Source organism: Rhizobium sp. BK456, from assembly GCF_014194045.1.
In the GTDB taxonomy this organism is placed as follows: Bacteria; Pseudomonadota; Alphaproteobacteria; order Rhizobiales; family Rhizobiaceae; genus Rhizobium; species Rhizobium redzepovicii.
This window is the reverse complement of sequence record NZ_JACIAO010000015.1, coordinates 47315-69676: the sequence shown is the minus strand read 5'-3', so window position 1 is coordinate 69676 and position 22362 is coordinate 47315. Positions and strand designations below refer to the sequence as shown.

Annotated in this window: 16 protein-coding genes and 8 pseudogenes; 12 read left to right on the top strand and 12 right to left on the bottom strand. The window is 56.8% G+C overall.

Annotated elements, in window-relative coordinates; all coding sequences use genetic code 11:
• Positions 1–29: 29 nt before the first annotated feature.
• From FHX03_RS31010 to bioB, 5 genes and pseudogenes are all read right to left on the bottom strand, one after another.
• The gene (locus FHX03_RS31010) at positions 30–1016 is read right to left on the bottom strand and encodes a beta-ketoacyl-ACP synthase III (RefSeq protein WP_183856932.1); all 987 of its coding nucleotides are present in this window, start codon (positions 1014–1016) and stop codon (positions 30–32) included.
• Positions 1013–2284, bottom strand: coding sequence for an adenosylmethionine--8-amino-7-oxononanoate transaminase (locus FHX03_RS31005; protein ID WP_183856930.1), 1272 nt, complete (start codon positions 2282–2284; stop codon positions 1013–1015). The genes FHX03_RS31010 and FHX03_RS31005 overlap by 4 nt, the downstream gene beginning before the upstream one ends.
• Positions 2281–2916 carry a dethiobiotin synthase gene (gene bioD, locus FHX03_RS31000; RefSeq protein WP_183856928.1) on the bottom strand — a complete coding sequence of 212 codons (636 nt, stop codon included), beginning with the start codon at positions 2914–2916 and terminating at the stop codon, positions 2281–2283. Before bioD ends, FHX03_RS31005 begins: the two co-directional genes overlap by 4 nt.
• A complete protein-coding gene (locus FHX03_RS30995; RefSeq protein ID WP_183856926.1) occupies positions 2913–4058 on the bottom strand; it encodes an 8-amino-7-oxononanoate synthase in 1146 nt (381 codons plus the stop codon). Before FHX03_RS30995 ends, bioD begins: the two co-directional genes overlap by 4 nt.
• A pseudogene (bioB, locus tag FHX03_RS30990) lies at positions 4055–4984 on the bottom strand (biotin synthase BioB); the annotation flags it as partial. The pseudogene bioB and the gene FHX03_RS30995, both read right to left, overlap by 4 nt.
• 909 nt (positions 4985–5893) lie before the next feature.
• Here bioB and FHX03_RS30985 point away from each other — a divergent pair.
• The gene (locus FHX03_RS30985; RefSeq protein ID WP_246699308.1) at positions 5894–8143 is read left to right on the top strand and encodes a methyl-accepting chemotaxis protein; all 2250 of its coding nucleotides are present in this window, start codon (positions 5894–5896) and stop codon (positions 8141–8143) included.
• A gap of 180 nt (positions 8144–8323) precedes the next feature.
• Positions 8324–8528 (top strand): annotated as a pseudogene (locus FHX03_RS30980) (ISNCY family transposase); the annotation flags it as partial.
• Between the two features lie 277 nt (positions 8529–8805).
• Here FHX03_RS30980 and FHX03_RS35135 read toward each other — a convergent pair.
• The 5 genes and pseudogenes from FHX03_RS35135 to tnpB all read right to left on the bottom strand — a co-directional run.
• Positions 8806–8925 (bottom strand): annotated as a pseudogene (locus FHX03_RS35135) (IS110 family transposase); the annotation flags it as partial.
• A gap of 1 nt (position 8926) precedes the next feature.
• A pseudogene (locus tag FHX03_RS30970) lies at positions 8927–9526 on the bottom strand (hypothetical protein); the annotation flags it as partial.
• Between the two features lie 327 nt (positions 9527–9853).
• On the bottom strand, positions 9854–10537 hold the full coding sequence (locus tag FHX03_RS30965; protein WP_183780712.1) for a helix-turn-helix transcriptional regulator: 684 nt from the start codon (positions 10535–10537) through the stop codon (positions 9854–9856).
• A gap of 9 nt (positions 10538–10546) precedes the next feature.
• Positions 10547–10969, bottom strand: coding sequence for an ester cyclase (locus FHX03_RS30960; RefSeq protein WP_183856922.1), 423 nt, complete (start codon positions 10967–10969; stop codon positions 10547–10549).
• Positions 10970–11201: 232 nt separating this feature from the next.
• Positions 11202–11466 (bottom strand): annotated as a pseudogene (tnpB, locus tag FHX03_RS30955) (IS66 family insertion sequence element accessory protein TnpB); the annotation flags it as partial.
• Between the two features lie 679 nt (positions 11467–12145).
• Here tnpB and FHX03_RS30945 point away from each other — a divergent pair.
• From FHX03_RS30945 to csgH, 4 genes and pseudogenes are all read left to right on the top strand, one after another.
• The gene (locus FHX03_RS30945; RefSeq protein ID WP_062578764.1) at positions 12146–12454 is read left to right on the top strand and encodes a type II toxin-antitoxin system RelB/DinJ family antitoxin; all 309 of its coding nucleotides are present in this window, start codon (positions 12146–12148) and stop codon (positions 12452–12454) included.
• A pseudogene (locus FHX03_RS30940) lies at positions 12451–12744 on the top strand (type II toxin-antitoxin system RelE/ParE family toxin). The gene FHX03_RS30945 and the pseudogene FHX03_RS30940 overlap by 4 nt, the downstream one beginning before the upstream one ends.
• 371 nt (positions 12745–13115) lie before the next feature.
• Entirely contained in the window at positions 13116–13865 is a 750-nt protein-coding gene (locus FHX03_RS30935) for a sulfite exporter TauE/SafE family protein (RefSeq protein ID WP_183857064.1), read from the top strand.
• A gap of 434 nt (positions 13866–14299) precedes the next feature.
• Positions 14300–14431, top strand: a pseudogene (gene csgH, locus FHX03_RS34705) (curli-like amyloid fiber formation chaperone CsgH); the annotation flags it as partial.
• A 665-nt stretch (positions 14432–15096) separates the two neighbouring features.
• Here csgH and FHX03_RS30930 read toward each other — a convergent pair.
• Positions 15097–15276 carry a hypothetical protein gene (locus FHX03_RS30930; protein ID WP_183856920.1) on the bottom strand — a complete coding sequence of 60 codons (180 nt, stop codon included), beginning with the start codon at positions 15274–15276 and terminating at the stop codon, positions 15097–15099.
• A gap of 428 nt (positions 15277–15704) precedes the next feature.
• Between FHX03_RS30930 and FHX03_RS30925 the strand changes: the two genes are divergently transcribed.
• Positions 15705–17132, top strand: coding sequence for an aldehyde dehydrogenase family protein (locus tag FHX03_RS30925; RefSeq protein ID WP_183856918.1), 1428 nt, complete (start codon positions 15705–15707; stop codon positions 17130–17132).
• 8 nt (positions 17133–17140) lie between these two features.
• Here the strand turns inward: FHX03_RS30925 and FHX03_RS30920 are convergent, their stop codons facing one another.
• Positions 17141–18055 carry a LysR family transcriptional regulator gene (locus tag FHX03_RS30920; protein ID WP_183856916.1) on the bottom strand — a complete coding sequence of 305 codons (915 nt, stop codon included), beginning with the start codon at positions 18053–18055 and terminating at the stop codon, positions 17141–17143.
• Between the two features lie 264 nt (positions 18056–18319).
• Between FHX03_RS30920 and argE the strand changes: the two genes are divergently transcribed.
• The 5 genes and pseudogenes from argE to FHX03_RS30895 all read left to right on the top strand — a co-directional run bounded on the left by argE (position 18320) and on the right by FHX03_RS30895 (position 22187).
• On the top strand, positions 18320–19444 hold the full coding sequence (gene argE / locus FHX03_RS30915) for an acetylornithine deacetylase (protein WP_183856914.1): 1125 nt from the start codon (positions 18320–18322) through the stop codon (positions 19442–19444).
• 10 nt (positions 19445–19454) lie between these two features.
• Positions 19455–20378, top strand: coding sequence for a 2-hydroxyacid dehydrogenase (locus tag FHX03_RS30910; RefSeq protein ID WP_183856912.1), 924 nt, complete (start codon positions 19455–19457; stop codon positions 20376–20378).
• A gap of 28 nt (positions 20379–20406) precedes the next feature.
• Positions 20407–20761, top strand: a pseudogene (locus FHX03_RS30905) (cupin domain-containing protein).
• Between the two features lie 159 nt (positions 20762–20920).
• Positions 20921–21706: a phosphotransferase gene (locus FHX03_RS30900; protein WP_183856910.1), complete on the top strand. Its 786-nt coding sequence runs from the start codon at positions 20921–20923 to the stop codon at positions 21704–21706.
• A 19-nt stretch (positions 21707–21725) separates the two neighbouring features.
• Positions 21726–22187 carry an Lrp/AsnC family transcriptional regulator gene (locus tag FHX03_RS30895; RefSeq protein WP_183856908.1) on the top strand — a complete coding sequence of 154 codons (462 nt, stop codon included), beginning with the start codon at positions 21726–21728 and terminating at the stop codon, positions 22185–22187.
• Positions 22188–22362: the final 175 nt, after the last annotated feature.

The following is a 22362-nucleotide window of genomic DNA, read 5'->3' as shown; positions in this document are numbered from 1 at the left end:
CTCCAGCAAAGTCTGTTGGTACCTTCTGTTCAGGCCTCAAAGAGGATGGCGCCGCCACTAAAGCCGGCACCCGCGGCCGTCATCAGCAGCCGTTCTCCTCGGACGATCGGTTTCGTTCGGTGTTGCACTGAAAGAGACAGAGGGATGGTGGCAGCAGAGGAATTGCCGAAGTCGGCGATCGTGCTGACAGTGCGGTCCTCGTCCACCCCAAGATTATGACGGACGGCATCACATAGACGTGCGTTCGCCTGATGCGGAATGAACCGCGCGACATCCACGAAGTTGGCTGAAGCCTGCGCGACGACCTGGCGGGATGTCTCTGTCATTACTTTTACGGCCCGCGTAAAGACCTCACGACCATCCCTGAGCTGCATCAAGGTCTGCTCGCTAGATGTTTGGCTAGAGAAGGGCTGACTGCTGCCGCCTGCGGAAATCGAAATCAGGTCATAACCGCTGCCATCGCTTATGAGGCTGGCGGCCCTTAGGCCACTCGTTGCGTCCTCGCAAGGTGTCAGGATAACGGCGCCCGCGGCGTCTGCGAACAGAACGGCACTTGCACGTTCCGCAAGATTGATTCGGCGACTGAGAATGTTTGCTGCCACGACCAACACGGGACGACCCTGCGCCCGCACGAAGCCATCGGCAAGCGACAGCGCATAGAGGAATCCGGAGCACGCTCCGGCAAGGTCGACTGCGCCGGAACTGGCCAGTCCAAGCTTATGTGCGAGCAGGGGGGCGGATGGAGGAAGCAAATGGTCAGGCGTAGAGGTTGCAAGAAGCGTAAGGGCGATATCATCTGCCGGCATCGCCGCATCGTCGAGCGCCATCTTGCCTGCCTTGGCGGCAAGTCCCGTCAACGTGTCACCATCTTCAGCCCAATGACGTTGCTTGATTCCGGTCCTCCTCTCAATCCAGCTTTCCTCAAGACCGAGAACCTGCTCGATCTCGGCATTGACAACAATCCGCGCAGGAACCGCATGACCAAAACCGACCAGTCGAGACGATACCGGCGTCATGGCGCTCTTTCCCTTATAATCTCCGACGCCACTTCATCGATCGCGTCATAGGCGAGAGCAAGCTCCGCTGCTGCCGTGCAATAGGGCGGCATCAAGTAAATGACGTTTCCAAGGGGACGTATGAGGAGGCCGCGCTCGCGAAAAAGCTTGCGCATCCGAGGTCCGACCTCTGCCAAGTAGCCGCCCGAAGAGACATTCAGGTCAAGCGCCGCGATTGTTCCGCATTTCCTGACATTTGCAAACCTCGGATCGCCTGCGAACCGCCGCAGGTGATGCGTGTGCATGTCAGACAGCGCGGCCAGCCTCGCTCTGACCGGCTCGTCGTTCCAGACGGAGAGGTTGGCCACTGCTGCGGCGCACGCGATTGGATTTGCCGTATAGGAACTGGAGTGAAAAAACGTCTTCCGTCGATCCTGCGACAAGTGCGCCTCGAACACGTCTTCGGTACAAAGGGTTGCGGCAAGAGGAAGGGACCCGCCTGTCAGGCCCTTCGACGTACAGAGAATGTCAGGCTTTACGTCTGCCTGCTCACACGCAAACAGGGTCCCTGTTCGTCCCCACCCTGTCATCACCTCGTCGGCAATAAAAAGGCAGCCATATCGGCGCGCTATCGCCCGCAGTTCATGCAGGATTGAAGGCGAATAGGGTTTCATCCCACCCGCCCCGACAATTAAGGGCTCTATGAGGATGGCCGCAGTTTTTCCGGAGCGGCAGCTTGCTTCGAAGGCGTCGAGGCTGATCTGCTCGTGTTCTGCCTCCGGGAAGGGTATCCGTTCAACACCGAAAAGCAGAGGCTCGAAGGGCGCGTTGAAGATCCCCCGCGCTCCGACCGACATGGCGCCGATCGTGTCACCGTGATACGCGTCTTCCATTACGACGATCCGATTGCGTTTGATATCGCGATTATGGAATGTTCCAAGCGCCATCTTGATTGCGACCTCGACCGCGGTGGAACCGCTGTCGGAGAAGAACACGTGCTGCAGTCCGCGCGGTGAGAGATCAATCAATCCCTCCGCGAGCGCCTCGGCAGGTTCGTGGGTAAATTCGGCGAAAATGACCTGATCAAATTGATCGCTCGCCTTGCGAATCGAGTTCATGATCACCGGATGACGATGACCGTGGGTAATGACCCACCAGGACGAGATGGCGTCGAAGATGCGTCGGCCGTCTTCGTCGAAGAGGAAGGCCCCTTCTGTTTTCAGAACCCTCCTCATCGGCGCTTCCAGAGCGTGTTGAGTGAACGGGTGCCAGACCCTAGAAGATCTCAAAAATATCCTCCCGTGAATGAACCGACGTCGAAGCTGTCTTGGAAGGATCTGCGCAACGTCTCACCGGTCAGAAGTTCCAGCCAGGGGAGGCGGCCCAAAACTGGCACCTTACCGAATGTCGCGATCGTTGTTTGGGTATCGGTATTTTCAGGACCGATGAACGCCACACCTAAAAGTGGGATGTTTCGCCTACGAGCCGCCTCGATCGAAAGCAGCGTGTGATTAATTGTGCCCAACGCGGTGCGGGCGCAAAGGATCATCGGCAAATGCCATTCCGCAAACACATCCGCGAAAAGCAGCGATGAATTGAGAGGAACAAGCAGGCCACCCGCACCTTCGATCACCAGTGACCCGTCGCAGACCGGCGGCACCAAACGCGATGGATCGATGATCAGACCTTCTTGACGTGCGGCAAGGTGAGGGGAAGCGGGTAGCGACAGACGATAAGCTTCCTGCAAGATATTTGCAGACGGCAAACCGCTCAGTTCTGCAACAGCTTCACTGTCCGTAGGTCCTTCAAGACCTGATTGCACAGGTTTCCAGTACCGGGCGTTCAAAGCTCCAGCCAACGCGGCCGCGAATACCGTTTTGCCGATCCCGGTGTCTGTTCCGGAGACGAGAAGCCGCGTCATGTTGAAACCTTCGAAACATCTGCCAGGCAACCGAGCATGGCATTGACCTGGCTCACCGCGACATGAAGGGTTATCGACAGACGTAGACGTGATGTCCCTGCGGGAACCGTTGGCGGGCGGATGGCGCGAACATCGAAGCCGTTCGACTGAAGCTCTCTGGCAATTTTGACCGTGCGCGCGCTGTCGCCGATGATTATCGGCTGGACCTGCGATCCACTTGGCGTAATGCCGAGATGGGCGGCCAACAAGTCTCCCACCTCGGCAATCAGACGATGCAGAGCTTTTTGGCGCAATGGCTCGTCGTCGATGATTTTCAACGCCTCACGAACGGCGCATGCAAGGAGAGGAGATGGCGCTGTGGAATAGATGAACGACCTTGCCCTGTTGATCATGTAGTCGACCAGAACAGCCGGCGACGACAGGATCGCGCCTGAGACGCCGAGCGCTTTGCCGCACGTATGGAGCACCAGGACATTTTCCTTTCCCTCCAGGCTGCAAGCGAGGCCGCGCCCGCCTTTGCCAAACACCCCTGTCGCATGAGCCTCATCCACGACGAGAAAGCCATCGTGATGGTCAGCCAGCGTTGTGAGCTCCTGTACCGCACCTCTGTCACCGTCCATAGAAAAGATGCTCTCAGTGGCAATCCATGGACGACCTTTTCCCCCACGACGGCGCCAATCTTTGATCGCGTCGTCGAAGGCCGTGACATCGTTATGGCGCACACTGTGGCTTTCGGATTTACTGGCGCTGATGCCATCAAGTGCGCTCGCATGCAGAAGCGCATCATAGACGATCAGGTCTTCTCGACGTGGCAGAGTCGAAAATAATGCGTAATTTGCTACATAGCCACTCGCGAAGAAGAGGGCGCGTTCTGCACCGAAAAATTTTGCGGCCTCCAGTTCCAAGGCTTCGTGTTCCGGGTGGTTCCCGCGCAGGAGCCGCGAACCGCCGGAGCCCAGGGGTACACCCCTTTGAAGCGCGTGCGCAATTGCGAGCCTTATCCGGGCGTCATCGGCGAGAGCCAAGAAATCGTTTGAGGTGAAATCAACGCCGTCCTGACGCGCGAGATACCGTCGTCTTGACTTTCGTTCCAGACCGTCAAGCGTAGCGGCATAGGCCGACAGCAACGAGCCGCCGCTCACCCTCGCGGTTCCACTGTCGCAGGATAGATCCCGAGACGTTGAAACAGCAAGTCATCATGCGTTTCGTCAGGATTATCCGCGGTCAACAACGTATCTCCGATAAAGATGGAGTTCGCACCCGCGAAGAAGCAGAGGGCCTGCATCTCATCGCTCATTTGCATTCGTCCGGCAGAAAGTCGCAGGTGGGAGGTCGGCATGAGAACCCGTGCCAGGGCAACGGTTCTTATGAAATCGATAGGGTCGACAGAGTTGGCGTTAGCGAGTTTCGTCCCCGGGACGGGAATGAGGTGGTTGATTGGCACGCTTTCGGGGGCAACTGGCAAGTTTGCGAGTGTCAGCAACATTGAGATACGGTCGGCGACCGTTTCGCCCATGCCCAGGATTCCCCCGGCGCAAACCTTCATCCCTGCAGCTCGAACGCGCTCAAGCGTTTCGAGGCGATCTTCGAAGATCCGCGTCGTGATGATTTCAGGATAGAAGTGCTCGGACGTGTCGATATTGTGATTGTAGTAATCGAGCCCAGCCTCTGCGAGGCGACCCGCTTGCTGCTCGCTCAGCATTCCGAGCGTCATGCACGTCTCCAGCCCCAACGCCTTGACGCCTTCCACCATCGCAACCAGGGCGCCCATATCACGATCTTTTGGGCTTCTCCACGCCGCCCCCATGCAATAGCGAGTGGCGCCTGTTTGCTTGGCCTTTCGTGCCTCCGCAACGACACTTTCACTATCCATCAATTTCGAGGCGATCAAACCGGTCGGTGCGTGGGCGGATTGGCTACAATAGCCACAGTCTTCGGCACAGCCACCCGTCTTGATCGACAGCAGCCGGCTCAACTGAACGGCGTTGGGATCGAAATTCTTCCGGTGCACACTTTGAGCGCGGAAGAGCAGATCATTAAACGGCAGATAATATATCGCCTGCACTTCATCGAAAGTGAAGCGCGGACGCGCTGTCGATACATCATTGGTCGCGTGCACGAAAGTTTGCTCCTCTGGCATCGATTGATCTCTCCTGCGGGCAGTCGTTCACGAGGGCAGCATGTCATCTCGGTCGTCGGACCATTTGCTGACGATCGACGAAATAGACGCGTCCCGTGCACTTTCGCAATAAGAAAATCTCACTAAGTGGCATAAAATCGATTAGCGCCCCTCTGAGGTATTCCTGAACACTCTCTTTTTTGAGTTGCGGGTGACGTGTTGGGATTGATCGAGCGAAGTGACGTAGAGGATTCACAAATAAGCTTGCATTTGATCGACAATTCCACTGCGCCTGCTTCAAGGCAAAAATTTCGATGGCGTGGTGATGGAAAGAAGCTCGTTGAATGATGACAACAATTAGATTTTTCCGCACGAGATGAACGAGCGCGGCATCAAACGTCCTAACCGGCTGAAAATGCGCGGCGCTGGTATCCCGGAGTTTTCCACGAGCATGAACATTCATTTGTTGAGGCTCAAGTAGGTCCAACGGCGCAGACAACTTCTACAAGAGCGGCAAGCTCAAACTAGAACGTCGCGATTCATAAGCGAAGGCAGGAACGGGTTGCGTTGCTTTGGTTGAGGATCTGCAAGCGCAGGCTGGAAGAAGACAAGCGCGCTGTCGCACAGCAGGGGATTGTGGAGCAAAGAGACGATACGGCCTTGCCGCTAATAGGACGGGTGCAAGGTCGCCCACCATGCGCTACCATCTCGTTAATCTCTTATTATGAGATTCAGTAATAAAACCGTGTGCAGGCAAAAACGAGCGCTTATTAAGATTATTTATTGAGCGTCTACAGACAACCTTCGACACTGAGAAAACTTCGTTTTGTTAGCTCCGCGAATTTTGGGGAAACTTTGATGAAAGCATCGGCTTACAGGTCAATTCGGACCAAGATTCTCATCGCAATGAGCCTCCTGCTCGCGGCGGTACTGGTTCCAGCAGGAATTTTCCTATGGGCAAGCTCAAAGTCCAACTTGGAAGAGATGTCCCATAAAATTATGAGCGAAGAAGCCGCCCAGGCTTCGATCCATGTCAACGCTTTGATTGCAGAATATAAAGGCTTGACTGAAAGTACCGTCGCTTTGCTAGGGATGCAATATCAACAAGGAATACTCGATCCCATTTCGGTTAGGAATGCGATGCAAGCGCAGATGGATGCATTTCCGGATCGTTACAATGCCTGGTTCCTCTCCTTGCCCGGATCGAAATTCCCCTCGAGTCTTAGCAGCGACGCTCAGAATGCCCCTATCAACAAGGAGGGTTTCGTTTCGATAGCGATCACGCGTGAGGACGATGGCTCTCTAACACAAACTATCTTCGAGCGGGTGAAAACAGCCGACTGGTATCGAGTGCCGGTTGAGACATCGCAGCAGTGGATCTTGACCGAACCGTGGATCTCTCCAATTGCGAGCCATCCGATTATTATTACCTCTGGACGGGTCATTGTCGTTGATGGGAAAAAAATAGCTCTCCAGGGTTACGACCTGAACTTGACCCACCTCTCTCGGAGTATTGCCGAGATGAACCCGATGGGAACAGGAAAGATCGGCCTTCTATCGCAGGCGGGTAGCTGGATTGTTAATTCTGATACCTCCCTTCTCACCAAGCCATATGGTGAAGCTCAAGGAAGCGCGGAATTGAAAGCTGCTCTAGCCTCCGGCACTCCGCAATTCGTGCACGACTACAAATGGTCGGACGGAACTGCGGTGAGGCGAATGTTCTTCCCCTTCGAAATACCCGATTTCAACGTAACTTGGGTCGCAGTAGTGGATGTGCCGATAGCCGCCATCAGCGCGCCAGTTGAGCGACAGCTCGTCGCCATGGCCATCGCATTCGTGGCCGTTCTCGCGCTTGTCTTCATCCTCGGATGCCTCATTCATCGCATGATCGTAAATCCTGTTCAGAAACTTTCCTCGCTTATGAGAAGCCTGGCGGGTGGCAACATGCATGTAGATTTCGACGCCAAGATACCACGTGACGAAATTGGCGACATGGTGAACGCTGTCCGCGTCTTCCGTGAAAACGCCGTAGAACGTCAACGATTGCAGACGGACGCGGAAACAAACCGCAAACTTTCCGACATGCAGCGCATTGATCAAGAAGACCGAAAGGCGAAAGAGGCTCTTGAGCTACAGTTCGCCGTAGGCCGCCTAGCAACGGGACTTCTGCAGCTATCGGAAGGCAACTTGAAGTACCGCATAGATGATCGGTTTGTAGAGAGCCTTGTGTCGGCGCGTGATAATTTTAATGTCGCGGCTGACAAGCTGGAGGCTGCTCTCTCACAAGTCGTCGGCAGTACGACAAACATTGATGTCGGGGCTAGGGAAATTCGCTCCGCGGCCGACAATCTTGCTAAACGCACGGAGCAGCAAGCAGCGGCCGTCGAACAAACTGCGGCAGCACTCGAGGAAGTCACCATAACTGTCAAATTGTCGGCGGAACGCGCTCAAGACGCGGGCGACTTGGTTTCCCATACAAAGCAAAACGCTGAGGACTCTGGAGAAATCGTTTCTGCCGCTATTGCAGCAATGGAGCAAATTGAAAAATCATCATCTGAGATTTCATGTATCATTGGAGTCATCGACGAAATTGCCTTTCAAACAAATCTTCTCGCCTTGAACGCTGGCGTCGAGGCCGCCCGCGCAGGGGAAGCGGGAAAAGGATTTGCAGTGGTTGCGCAGGAAGTACGGGATCTGGCACAAAGATCGGCTAAGGCCGCGAAAGAAATTAAGACCTTAATTAATACATCGAACGGTCAGGTCGAGAAGGGGGTGCATCTTGTTAAGGAGACCGGGCGTGCGCTGGAGAACATCGTCCTAGAGGTACAGAAAATTAATCACCATGTCGCCGCAATCGTGGAAACCGCCCAGGAGCAATCATCTGGCCTCCAGCAGATCAATGCGGCCGTCAATCAGATGGATCAGGATACCCAGAGGAACGCGGCAATGGTGGAGGAAACCACAGCGGCCAGCCATGGGTTGGCACACGAGGTAGGTGCATTAAATACGCTGGTATCTCAATTCAAACTGTCGGAGCCCGCCGTCGACCGCGCTCAGCTAAATCCATACCATTTGGCAGAATCGGGTGTGCAGCGGCTTTATGGTTGACAAGCGACCCGCCAATAAGCGGGCGGAGGTTATTCGCAAGCTAGTCCCCATCCATAAACGGTAAATCGCTGAAATTATTGACGGAATCGATATCTCGGCGGGCAAAGCCCGGCGGTTTCATGCACACTTTAGATCGAGCTACTGATTCTAAAGACGAACCCGTAACCGCCGGAGCCGACAATGCGCCAAGAACACACTGTCCAAGCCAGTGTATTCGATCTTTTCGCCGAACAGGAGATCGGTCATGAACTAAAGGCGCTGTCGCAATGGCTGGATGACATCGCGATTTGCTGGGGCTAACGGCCGCGAGGGGCTGCCAGCAGAGGCAGTGCTGCTCTGCGCACTGCTCAAGCAGCATCGCCAGTTGAGTTATCAGGAACTGGCCTCCCCATCTCGAAGAGCATCGCATGGACGAGGCTGTGACCGAGCAGCTCCATATCGAGGTCAAGGCAAAGGTCCTGCAGAATGTGCGGTTCAAGTTCCTGACCGCCCTGAAGGTGTGGCTCGACAACATTGCGCCGAAGGTCGTGCCGGATACATCAACTTTTTCAAAACCTCTGCGGCGTAATAGAGCCGGATATCGCTACCGATGCGGGGGCGATTCAGCCGTGTCACAGCAGTCAATGCGGATGGAAAATCGCGCTTACTATGCTGTGGCTGCTCAGGAGCTTATTGCGAGCCGCCACCAGCGTGCGTGTCAGCATGCTGTCGAACGCCTTAACCCGAACGGCCTTGTAGAAGCCGGTTTCGGCCAGTTGCGCCAAGCCATCCGCATCATTGGCAGTTGGCACTGGTTCTCGTGAGGATCACCGTTGCTGCTTCATAAAGCAGGCCCCCCAGATGGCTGTCGCCCGTCGCGAGATATGGCGTCCCACGTTGCCTTCTCCGCCCTGATCAGTGAGCGGCATTCCCTGTACCTTGAGTCTGCTGTCCGTAACCGATGTCCCACGTAGTCAACCTCGCCTGACTGATAACGGCTTCAAGCGCGCTGCGGTGGCGGTCGCCCGCCCGAAAGCTTTCAGTCATCATGCACAGCATGCTCAAGACCGGGGAAGTGTTCAACCCATTGGCTGGCGGTTTTGAAGTTTTCTGGTCTTCAATCGCGGCGACATAGGAGACGGCCGTAACGGCGCCGATGCCCGGGATCGTCATCAAGAGCTTCGTCGCCTGGCTTCCCCGCGCCGCTGCGAGCAACTTGCGATCCAGATCGGCTGCGCGCTTGCGTATGTCGCGCCACGCCTCAAGCAGAGGCAAGATGATCTTGGCCAGGCCCTCATTTCCGTCCAGGAGTCCCCTCACATTACCATCGAACACCCAACCTCTTCCGTTGGAGACGATAAGACCGAACGTCTTCATCAGGCCGCGGATCTGGCTGCTAAGTTGTTGAGATGCCAACCGCTCACGCAGCTTCAGTCCCAGCTCTTGGGACTGCTCTCAGTCGCCGCGTTGTCAGCCCGAGCCAAGCGCCAACCGAGCGCGACGATGAATCAAAGAGCAGCGGGAGGAGTTTCTCCATGCAGAGTAGATTGGACGTTCTCACGACCAGGAGTGCTGGGCTTGGGTTTCAGCGGCACTGGCCAGACGAGGTCAAGGGACAAATCGCGTCCGAAATCCTTCGCCCGGCGCAAGATACGCTGTCGAGGAGCTCTCCTTCAAGAGGGTACACAACTAAGGCCTTCATGGCGGTAGCTCTAGCCTTGAGCAACGCGTTCAAAAGCGCTTCGTGTCCTGTTTCAAAAAGTCCTCCGCCGTTCGTCCAGGTTCATCGCGGAAACGTTCGTCCAGTGATCTGAGTTGCGACATGCGGTCGACACGAAAGACTCGAAAGCCGTCCCTGGTTTCGCACCAAGCCGCCAGAAGCCACACCTGTCCGTAGAACGCCATTATCAACGGCCGGGCCAACCGTTCGCTGACGTTCTCCTTTAGGTCGCGATAGGTGAAGTGAACCATGCGCTTGTGCCGGATGGCACGGCGCAGTTCTGCCTGATCAATGGTGATAGGCTCACGTACTGGTTCAGTAGGCGTCCACAAGTTGACCAGTTCAAGTTGACGGCGCAACTTATCCGGCATTACCTGACCGATTTTCTCAATTGCGCTGGCGGCGGCTTTCCCCAATTCTGGATCAGCCCACGATTGCACCATCTTGGTGCCCAGCAAGAGCGCCTCGATTTCGTTTTCCTGAAACATCAGCGGCGGCAGATTGAAATCCGGCCTTAAAATATAACCCACCCCCGCCTCTCCGTCGATTGGAACGCCTCGGGACATCATATCGCGAATGTCCCGGTAAATGGTCCGCTCGGAAACCTCCAATAGGACGGCAATGTCAGCCGCCCGCGTCGTTTTGTTCCGACGAAGTATCTGGATAATCTCAAAGAGTCGGTCGGCGCGGCGCATCGAAGTCGGTTACTTGATCGGCGGCGGGCTGGTCCAGCGCTCCTGCGCTATCGGGTCCGGCCAGTCGGTCCCCATCGGCTGCATGGCAATCCATGTCTCCGCCAGCTTGCCGTCTTCTATCCTATAGGTTTGCAGACCGGCGCGCGTACGCGGCTCGCCTGTAGCGACGTCATTCCATTTGAAAGAGAAACGATACCACGCCCGATTGCCATCGAATATGTGGTCATAAACCACGGTGCGGAAATCAGGGCGTTCCTTCCTCACCGCTGCGACCTCGGCGGCGTAGTCCTCTCCCTTGACCGATCGGGTGCCGGTTTCATCGTTCCGGATGTAAACGCTCGCAAGGCAGGACCCGGCGAGGTCGGCTCGCCCTTCATGCCAGACCTTTTCCCAGCGGTCGAACAGTGCGGTGATTTCGGTGTTGTTGGTCATCTACTCGTTCCTTCTCGATGATGAATAGACCTACACCACCCCTGCTGCCACCGTTATGTCAGGAGACTGTCAGGATAAGATTTCCCTCCTGCGATTGGAATAAACGAGAGCGCCGGATGACATCGAATAGATGCGACACGATGACTCGGGCGGTAAATTCCAACGGCGAAGCGGCGTTTTCCACGGACCGGACTCGACGCCAGCCGAGGCCTGCAAACAGCGCTTCGAACTATGCGTGGCCCAGCGTGATTAGACCATCACTGACGCCCGGCCAGGTGAAGGTGCTTCCAGTCGCTTGTAGGTAACCAACCCGCTGCCGTCCAAGTAGATCAGCTTCAACCTATCCGCTTTGCGCGACCGGAACACGAAGACTGCTCCTGTGAACGGGTCCTTATGCAACTCGTTCTTGACCAGCGCCGTCAATCCATCTGGCCCTTTCGGAAGTCGACCGGCTTGGTGGCCACCATGATCCGAACCCGGTTCGGTGGAAAGAGCATGCCGGAAGCACAAAGGCACGCGCGACAGCGGCGATCCGGGTTGCAGATGCGCAGACGGATAGTAACAGAGCCGATGGTGATCTCGGGACGGCTGGCTCTCTTAACGGGTGATCAACTATCACCGCCGCAAACTCCACCGCGTCCTCGGGCGCAGGGAGAACCAAGTTGTCCTGCCGCGCCACTGTTCGCAAGGTAGATAGGTGGTTCGCCTTCGGGCCATGCCGCTCTGCCATTTCATTGACCATCGAAGCGGGTCTCAAGCTCTCCGAAGCAATCTGCGCCTTGACCTCGTCAGGCTAATGCGATGAATCTCGAGTCCAGGCTTCCTGCTTATGAGAACCTCCAATGTATTCTCCAGGAGAAACTCCCGTTGCTTGTCCATGGAAAGGCGACCAGTGATTAGGGCGAACAGGACAACTTGGGATCAGAACATCGGTTAGTGCTGTCCGAGTAAGCCTCAATTTTTTCGGTGTCTGAGGCATTCGCCACGTCGCCATTTCCGCACGCAATCCGCTTTATGCATAGGTTCTGGTTCCATAAATAAGCGTTATCGTACACGATTGAGATTACGCTCGTCGGTTCAGATACATTCAAGAGCAACTAAAAGAAACGGCGGTCTAAAGCGCTATGGCATTTGTCATTCATTTGCATTATCTTCCACCGAAATGTGGAGATAGCTATGGCTGCAAATGCACTGGTACAAACTCGTATTGATGCCGAGGTTCGGGATCGTGCCTCCGCAGTGCTTGGAAATATGGGGCTTACGGTATCGGACGCGGTTCGGATCTTACTCACCCGGACGGCCAATGAGGGTGCGCTGCCGCTGGAGCTTCTTTCAGGCAGTGAGGCCCATGACGCTTGGTTTCGCACCAAGGTACTTGAAGCCCTGAACGATACTCGACCGGACGTTTCGGATGATGAAGTCGAGGCACATTTTGCTGAACGTCGAGCGGCAGCCCGCCTTAACGCGGGTGCTCGCAAATCGTGAAGCTTACCTGGTCGGCGTTCGCGCTATCGGATCGCGATGCCATCTTCACATGCATTTGAGCAGAAAATCCCTCAGCCGCCATTCTGGTCGATGAACGGATCGTTGCTGCCGTCCGTCGGTTGGTAGATTTTCCCGCGAGCGGTCGTGTTGGCAGAATTGCTGGCACCCGCGAACTGGTAATTAACGGCACGCCGTACGTCGCGGCGTATGCAATTACCGAAACAGCGGTCCGCATTCTTCGCGTCCTCCATGGCGCGCAGGAATGGCCAGACTCTTTGCCAACGAGCTAGGCTTTGCTCTCGATGCTGAGAATCAAAGGGTTGTTGGTTCGAACTGTTTCAAGGCGAGCAGTGCACGTTTCATCCATCACTACTTTCAGTCTCTGCGATTGCCTACCAAAAAAGCAGCGCCGGCTGATGGCTACTGTACAACCTCCCCAACTCAAACGGCATCAATTATCAAGGCTCCAAGAGCAACGGAGAGTTCAAATTCGGGATTGGTCCCGCTGGCGCCGGGTCGTCGGGGTTCCTGCCGTGATGGTGAAGATTGCCCCGTCACCGGCAGGGGGGTAAAGCGTCGGTGCACCCAACCCGCCCCCCGGCCGCGGTTTTGGACAAGCGTCTCGGTGGAAATCAAGCTTGGGTTCCAAGGCGATTTAAACATGTGCGATATTATTCTTCTTTTCCTCGCTGGCTTGTTGGCAGGCAGCATGAATGCGTTGGCCGGTGGCGGGTCGTTCGTATCCCTGCCGGCGTTGATATCGGTCGGAGTGCCGTCGGTTGCCGCAAACGCGACGAGCACCTTGGCCTTGTTTCCAGGCGGTGTGACCAGCTCGTGGGTCTACCGTGAAGGGGTCAGGAGTGTGTGCGGCATCAATGTCATGCCCATCGCTATCGTGACAGTAGTGGGTGGTGTGGCCGGAAGCGTATTATTGCTTCTAACCCCATCCAGGATTTTCGATGGGATCCTGCCATGGCTTTTGCTGGTGGCGACATTGATGCTGGCTGCAGGTCCGAGGCTCAGCGCAAAGCTGCGGACGCAGGCACGTCCGAATTTTCTGTCCTTCGCAACGGTTCAATTCTTTCTCGGTCTTTATGGCGGTTATTTTGGCGGCGCGGTGGGCCTTATGATGCTTGCGGCATGGAGCGCGCTCGGGGGCGGGGAGATCAAGAGCCTGAATCCGACAAGAATGATGATGGTAACTGCCGCAAACGCGGTCGCCATCGTCGTCTTCGTGCTGGCCGGCGCAATCGTATGGCAGGAGTGCATTCCGATGACGATCGGAGCCGTTATCGGCGGGTGGATCGGAGCACATGTCGGACGAAGGCTGCCGGCATCGGTCGTCCGGATGCTAACCCTCGCGGTCGCCTTATTGACGACAGTGGTGTTCTTTTCGCGCGCTTACTTGTGATCGGGTCCAGCGCACCAATGCGCCGGGAGGATTGGCAGGAGGCCTATGCCATCCTGACTATAAGCACATTGCTATTCATGCATGGGGTTTGCAGCTCGAATCCGCTCACATTAGGATTTTTGTCAAATGTTCATTCGAGTGGCTTCGAATTTCTTCTTCATCGGCGGATCCACGATCTGAGCCCATATCAATTACCGGCCCGTTCTCGGGCCTGTATAACCTGACGATCGCCGCTCTCGGCGGCTACTGACGATGATCAGCGGACCGGCTTCGCTCGAATGGCCGAACCCCGTGCTTCTGCTACACCTCGCATCGGCTGGGGCGCTGACGCCGGTTCCGGAACGCCGGTGAAGGGGTGATTGTCTCGATGTCGGACCGGGAGGGGCGTGCACGCGGATGGTTCATCGCCCTCATCCCAGTCTCAATCCTTTCAAGAGGCGCAGCTTTGCGAAATCAAAGCAACGCCTGGAGCTGGTATGGTGGGACTGGATGCGCTCGTCCGCGCCGACAAGCATGTCAGCGGGACTTACACCTTCCATGTCGAGAAATCAGGAGATGGCGGAAGCCGCTGCAGATCTCTTGAAAAGGGCGTCGGTTTTGGTGCCCTTTTTTCTTTCGATCAGAGGACGTGTGCAGGCCCTTCAGTTGCCGCCGGTCTTCGTGCAGCTGAAACGATCACGACTCGACTCGGCGATCAGGGTCGGTTCGACCCAGACAACATTGGCACTTCCGGAATGGAGGATCCTTTGTGGCACCGCGTGCTTTCGGGGCCACTGCCTGACTTGTTGATATGGTGTTCACGTTCTGGGCTAAGAAAATCGCATAATGGATCGAACGGAACACACAATCCGAAGTGGGGAGGGGCGGAAAGCAGTCCTTAGCAGCGGCTTCATTCATCTTGCGGGGTTGCCGGGCCTCTGCTGCGGATAGACACCGTGCATCAGAGGAGTTCGGGCCTTCAAGGAGCCGACGTCTTTCGCCAAGCACTGACCGGCGGGCTTGTCGACGAGATCGAGTTGCGTATCGCGCCGGTGCTTTTTGATGCTGGGACTGGCCTGTTGGACACGCGGCCCAATCAGATCAAGCTTGAGGCCACCAACGTGCTCCACACGCCGAGGAATGCCTCTATGATGGCGACCTCGACTCAACGCCCCACTCTATTGCGCTTTAACCAAGGCAAAAGAGACGAACGCTGTGCCAGGCATCGGCCAGCGATAAGCCGGGCGTAACACTACCGCCATCGAGGCTGTCGCTGGGCGTTATGAAGAAGTTCGGATGCTGTAGCAAAGGCGCCGAACAGCTGCAGCAGGCGGGCTTCCTCGATATCAGTGAGATGGTGACGCTTGGCGAAATCCTTTACCGACCACACGGGTTTTGTTTCGACATTCTCGAGAGATTCAATACGCTGCATGCTTACTCAGTCCTCCTACTATCAAGCGGATGAGATAGGCATTGCTAAATTAGAAAGATATTAAATAAGACATGTGGAACGCGTTTGGCACGTAACCGAACACGTTCCCCCGATTTAGTTTCCAGGTGAAACATCCTTCAACTCGCCAATTGTTCCGGATTGCGGTTTCGGTGGCGTGCAGGGATTCCCGAGTTCCTGAAACGAGCGCAGGCTTTAGTCTCGATGCAACGGTGGTTCGAACTGGTTCAAGGCGGCCACCCAGATGAGTCGAGGGGAACGCGATTACTCATCACGGACACGGCGCGGCATTATCTTGTTAACATCCACCTTAAGCCACCATTCAGGTGACATAAATTGCAATCTTACCGACGTTGCGATCATCTTCAGCTGAAACCGGTTTGGCGAGATGCAATGACGCGAGGTGGATTATGGTGAGCCTACGGGAAAACCAGTTTTATATTGGCGGAGAATGGCAAGAATTCGCCGATATAATCCATTTGCCTGTGGTGGATCCGGCCTCGGAAGAAGTCGTGGGGCATATTGCTGCGGGCGATGCTCATCATGTCGACCACGCAGTTGCCGCGGCACGCAAGGCCTTCCCTGCGTTTTCTCAATCATCTGTGTCAGAAAGACTCGCTCTGCTTGGCAGGATGCACTCGCTCCTCCTGGAAAGATCGGATTCGTTCGCGGATACCCTCGTCAAGGAGATGGGGGCAGCGATTACGTTCGCGCGGGCTTCCCAGGTTCCTTTCGCTGCCGAGCACATCCGCGTCCAAATGGAGGTTCTGGAGAAGTACCGGTTTCTGACAGTCGATCAGCACACCGCGACCGCCAAAGAAGCGATCGGAGTTTGTGCGCTAATTACCCCCTGGAACTGGCCACTTTACCAGATCACCGCCAAAGTCGCTCCCGCAATCGCGGCAGGCTGCACTATCGTTCTCAAGCCCAGTGAACTTTCACCTTATAGCGCCCTGCTCTTTGCCGAGTTGATGCACGATGCCGGCATTCCGGCCGGAGTATTCAATCTGGTCAACGGTACAGGTGAGAGCGTTGGTGGAGCGCTCGCCAGCCATCCGGACGTCGACATGATCTCGATCACCGGCTCCACTCGCGCAGGGGTACTCGTTGCGCAGGCTGCCGCACCGACCGTGAAGCGCGTGGTGCAGGAACTCGGCGGCAAGTCGCCGAACATTTTGCTCGACGATGCCGACTTCCGCGAGGCGGTCGCGAAGGGCGTGCTCGCCGGCATGCGCAATGTGGGCCAGTCGTGCAGTGCGCCGACGCGCATGCTCGTGCCCGCACATCGGCTGGGCGAAGTGGAAGGACTTGCAAGCGCCACTGCACGCGCCATCCGAGTCGGCGCTCCGCTTGATCCGTTGACGGATATGGGGCCGATCGCCAATCGTGCTCAGTTCGAACGGGTGCAGATCATGATCCAAGCCGGCATCGATGATGGAGCGAAGCTGCTATGCGGCGGCTTGGGCCGGCCGGCCGGGCTCGATAGGGGCTTTTTCACACAGCCGACGATCTTTTCCGAGGTGACCTCGGACATGCGCATAGCTCGTGAGGAAATCTTCGGCCCGGTGATTTCAATCATCCCCTACAAGGACGAGGATGAGGCCATCGCGATCGCTAACGACACCGTCTATGGATTGGGCGCCCATGTCCAGTCATCAGATCCGGAGCGCGCACGGCGGGTCGCCGCCGGCATCCGTTCCGGCCAGGTTCATATCAACTATCCGGCTTGGGACGGAGCGGCCGCCTTCGGTGGCTACAAGCGCTCGGGTAACGGCCGGGAGTATGGCGTATACGGGCTCGAAGAGTATCTCGAGACGAAGTCCATCCTGGGTTACTGACGACACGCCTACGGATGGTCGGCTCTCCAGGGGAGTGGTTTCAGCGACTGGCGTAGCATCGTCAGGAACGCCGCAGTCCTTGCGCTTCGTCCGTGCCGCGATCCGAGGATCGCGAGAATATCGGCCGGCGGTAGCTTCCAGTTGGGAAGAACCTGGTTCAGCTGTCCCTTAGCGAGGTCTTCAGCAACGGCCCATTCGGACCGCATCATGATTCCCTGACCAGCTAATGCCCAATCACGAATGACGGCGCCATCGTTGCTCGACATGATGGGGTTAACGCGCACTGTCGCACTTTCCTGCCGTGATCCACTGAACCGCCAGAGCGTCACGTCCTCCTCGTTCTCGCGAACAACTAGGCACCGATGCCGAGCAAGATCGGCGGGCGTAGAAATAGGCGGAGCCGAAGCGAGATATTTTGGACTTGCGCACAGAATTCGATTGTTCGGCGCAAGTGTGGTCACGACCTGGTCCAGATGCGTGGATGCCCCGATGTGAACAACGACTTCATAGCTCTCAACGAGCAGAGCCGAGGGATGGTCGGAAAGTTGCAGGGTAGCGCTGGCATTGCCATGCTCTCGCGCAAACGCCTCCACGACCGGCGCAACGTAGACCCTTCCAAATCCGTGAGGTGCTGCGACCCTGAGGTGCCCGCGAACTACGCCCTTGCGGTCAGCAAGCGCCTCGGCAAGCGAATCTATGGCATCGCTGACGATAACGCTGTGAGAAGCGACCAATGAGCCCTCCTCCGTAAGGCGCAGGCGACGGCCGGACCGGTCTATCAGCCTTACTCCGGCTTTCTCTTCGAGCGCGCGCAGGCGCTGGGTCACCGCTGGAGGCGTTACGTTCAGCTTTCTCGCGCTTTCCGCGAGAGATTTCGAGCTTGTGAGAACCGAAAAAAAGGCGAGATCGTCGGACGTCAACATTAACCCAGACCTGAAGCGGATATTCATTATTCATTAATTGCCATCTTTATGGCCCGGCGACAATGTAAATTTAAGTTGGGGGCGGATTCCAGGACCCGCCGACGTTCTATAGGACGGGACGGGCCGGGGGTCCGCCTGCTTGATCGGCGGACAGAGACTGGGAACGGCTCGTCCCGAGCGATGAATGCGTACCGGTGCTCAGAACGCAGCCTATATGTGATCAGCGGTCTCCTTCTGGTGTCCGGAAGTGACGGAGAAACGGCGATGAATGCTAAAGAAATACTGGAGCAGTTGGTCGCCTTTCCGTCCGTCGTCGGGACTCCGAACGGCGATATCGTTGCATGGGTGAAGGACTATCTCGAAAGTCATGGCGCCCAAGTGACTGTCTTGCCCGGACCGGAAAGAGACAGAGCAAATCTATTCGCCACCATCGGCCCGAAAGACATGCCCGGTTACATTCTTTCCGGCCATATGGACGTTGTCTCCGCGTCCGAACGGACATGGACGTCGGATCCTTTCCGCCTGCGGGCTGAAGGCGATCGGCTTTTCGGCAGGGGGGCGTGCGACATGAAGGGCTTTCTTGCTGCCGCCCTGGCGGGACTTCCCGCGATGGCAAAGATGCCATTGGCCCGTCCGATCCACTTCGCCTTCTCGTATGATGAGGAAGCCGGCTGTCGCGGTGTACCGCACATGCTACGGCAGATACGGAACCTGTGCGCCCCACCTTCGGGAGCAATTATCGGCGAGCCGAGCAGCATGTTGGCGATCCGAGGTCACAAGGGAAAAGCGGCCGCCCGCATCGAGGTCCATGGTATAACCGGCCATTCGTCGCGCCCCGACAAGGGCCTGAATGCCATTCACGCTGTAACTGCGGTGATGTCTGCGACCCAGAACATCGTCGACACACTACCAAACAGCGCCTTAGATCAGAACTTCGAGCCGCCTTATTCCACCCTACAAATCGGAACGATCACGGGCGGACGCAGTGTCAACGTCATCCCCGATCTCTGCGTTTTGGAACTGGAAGCCCGCGCCGTTCCCGGCGTATCGCCAGCGGATCTTCTGGAACCTATTAAGGTGACTGCCGGAGCTTTGGAGGCGGACGGTTTCCGCACCGTATGGGAAATCAGCAGTACCTATCCCGCGCTCTCACTTGATGCCGACGCGCCGCTCGCCCGGCTGATGGAGGAGCTAAGCGGCGCGCCGACCTTGGCAGCCGTCAGCTTCGGCACCGAGGCTGGCCTCTACCAGGCCGCCGGCATCGACGCGATCATCTGCGGCCCCGGGGACATCTCCCGCGCCCATCGCGCCGACGAATTCATCCGCACTGATGAACTCGCTGCCTGCGAGCAAATGCTCGTGCGCCTTGCCGAAACCCTGCAAGACTGAGAGGGCACCCATGGTTTTCTGGTTCAATTCGGATCGAGAAAGAGGCCTCGTTTTCGCCGAGGCTTTTGCACGCGACCTGCCCGATCTGCCGTTCGCGATGGATATTTCCGAGTATGATCCGGATGAGATCCGCTACATCCTCACGTGGACTGCGCCGCCTGATCTTTATCGCTTCAGGAATTTGGAGCTGGTCTTCTCGATCGGCGCCGGCGTCGACCAGTTCAAACCAGGGACCCTGCCCCCTGGCGCAATCCTCGTCAGAATGGTCGAGGACGGCATCGTCCGGATGATGCAGGAGTATGTGACGCTCGCCGTGCTCGCCCTGCACCGCAAGTTGAAGGCCTATATTGGTCAGCAGGCCGACGCCGCCTGGCTCCCGCTTCCCGTGCGCCAGGCAGCCCAGCAGCGGATCGGTATCCTGGGCCTTGGCATGCTCGCTCAGGCCGTCATCGAGCGACTGAAACCCTTCGGCTTTCCGCTTGCCGCATGGAGCCGCTCGGAACGACAGGTGGATGGTGTTGACTGCTATCATGGGTCGGACGGGCTCACGCCGTTTCTGGCGCGCACCGACATCCTGATCTGTCTCCTTCCGCTGACGCAAGAGACGCATGGGCTGCTTCATGCCAAGCTCTTCGCGACCCTTCCGGCCGGCGCGGCGCTCGTCCATGTGGGTCGCGGCGCGCAACTCGATCATGACGCGCTCATTGCGGCTCTCGACGAGGGACATCTGTCGGCCGCATTCATTGATGTCACCGAGCCTGAGCCCTTGCCCCCGCAACATGGTTTCTGGCGACATCCAAAGATCATTCTGACGCCACACGTCGCAAGCGTTACGCAACCGGAGACGGCGGCTCGCGCCGTTATCGACAACATCAAACGCCATCGCGACGGCCTCGACCCGATCGGGCTTGTCAATCGCGACCGCGGTTATTGAGCTGCAACCAGGAGAGCAAGGAGAAAATATGTCCCTCCTCAAGACCATCGTACCCAACAGCACCGAAACACCGCGTGAGGTTAGGCCCGGCCCCGAACGCCTGATCGCCGGCGATCCCTTGTTCAAGACCTGGGCTCAGGACGTAGCGCGAGACGATATAATTCATACCGGCGTCTGGGAAGACGACACCTGGCCTGACGCGCTCCGTCAAGGGTGAGACATTCGAATTCTGCCACATCCTTGCAGGCGTCGTGGAAATCACTCCGGACGGCGGGGAACCGGTTACCTACAAAGCGGGCGATAGTTTCGTGATGAAACCCGGATTCATCGGCACCTGGCGGACCGTGGAAACCGTCCGGAAGATCTATGTCACAGTCATGTAAACAGCGGCCGTTCCCGGCCTGCGTGCGCTGACGGTTCGGCCCGGACAAACAAATATACCACAAGGCGGCGGAACAAATGTCTTTTCGCCGCCCTTCAGGGCGTGGCGACGCAAACCCCGGGCCGAGCCGCGGACTTCATCGTTGAAAAGGGCAGGAAAAATGGCTGTGTTTACTGAACTTTCTGACGAAGATCGCCAAACCATTGCCGCGGCCTACGGGTTTACATCACTTCTGTCGGTGATTGGGATTGCGGACGGCGACTCCGAGACGACGTACCTGTTTCGGACCAGGGAAGGCGAATTCATCGTTACACTTTTCGAGAATGGAGCCCAGCCAATAGACTTGGAAGGGGCTTTCGAAACCATGGAGGCGCTTCATCGACATGGCGTTCCCTGTCCCATCCCTCTACGCACTGTCGACGGCCACGCCACGTCCCTGGCCGCAGGTCGGTTGGTTGCCATTGTCAGCTTCGTACCAGGCGCATCGCCGACGTTTGCAGGTCCGGCAAAATGCATAAGCCTGGGTCGCGTTACGGCTCAAATCCACACTATCTTGGAGCGGAAGGCGAAATGCGCAACAACGGCTCTTCCCATTGGGACAGTTCACGGTGCATTGGTCCAGGAGAACGTCTTTTTTCTCGGCGAGAACGTCAGCGGGGTCATCAACTTCAGGCTACGGCACGAGGATGCGCTTGTGTCGGAACTTGCTGATGTGCTTGTCGGTTGGGCGGGCGAAACCAACGGAAACCTCAACAAAGAGCGCGCTTGCGCGCTACTGCAAGGTTACCAGGAAGTCCGATGCCTGACTGATAAAGAAAGGCAGGCGCTGCCAGGTTTCATAATGGCTTCGACATCGAAGCGATTTGCCAGTCGGAAGGAAAGAGCCTACCTACCGGAGATCGCCGTGTCAGCCTATCGGTCGGTAACGTCCGACATTCTCGCTTAAGAGACGCGGCGGAGGCTTTATGAAATATCTCCTCGATCGCACTGACGAACAGATACTCGTCGAATTGAAGGCGAATGCCCGAATTTCCCATGCGGAGTTGTCGGGGAAGGTGAACCTTTCTCGAAATGCCGTGCGTGTGCGGATCGAACGACTCGAGCGAGAAGGCTTCATCAAGGGATATACGATCGTCACCGGCGATGGGGGAAATAGGCGACACATCACAACCGCACTGATTTTCGTCTACCGTCACGATCGCATGAGGGGCGGCGACGTCATTCAGGCGCTACGGAAGATCCCGGAAGTCGTGGCTTGCGACGTTATGACCGGTGATTTCGATCTCCTCGTGAGGGTCGAGTCACATGAGGCTGACCGCATCCGACAGATTTGGCAGTTGATTGCCGAGATGCCCGGCGTGCACGATACGCTGACTGTGTTCGCTCTCTCCTCGGTAATTCGAAAATATTCCGGAGTCATTGATTAGGGCGGCTGAGTAAATCCAAACAACAAACGGCAGGCCCGAACGTAATTTGATGGCAAGCGGCCCCACAAATATATCTGCGATACGGCGCCAACACTCCGCTCTACCGCGTTCGTGGATAAGCGGATTGGTCATTCCTCACGGGGGTGTCTGGATTGAAAGCGCTGTGAAACGGGTT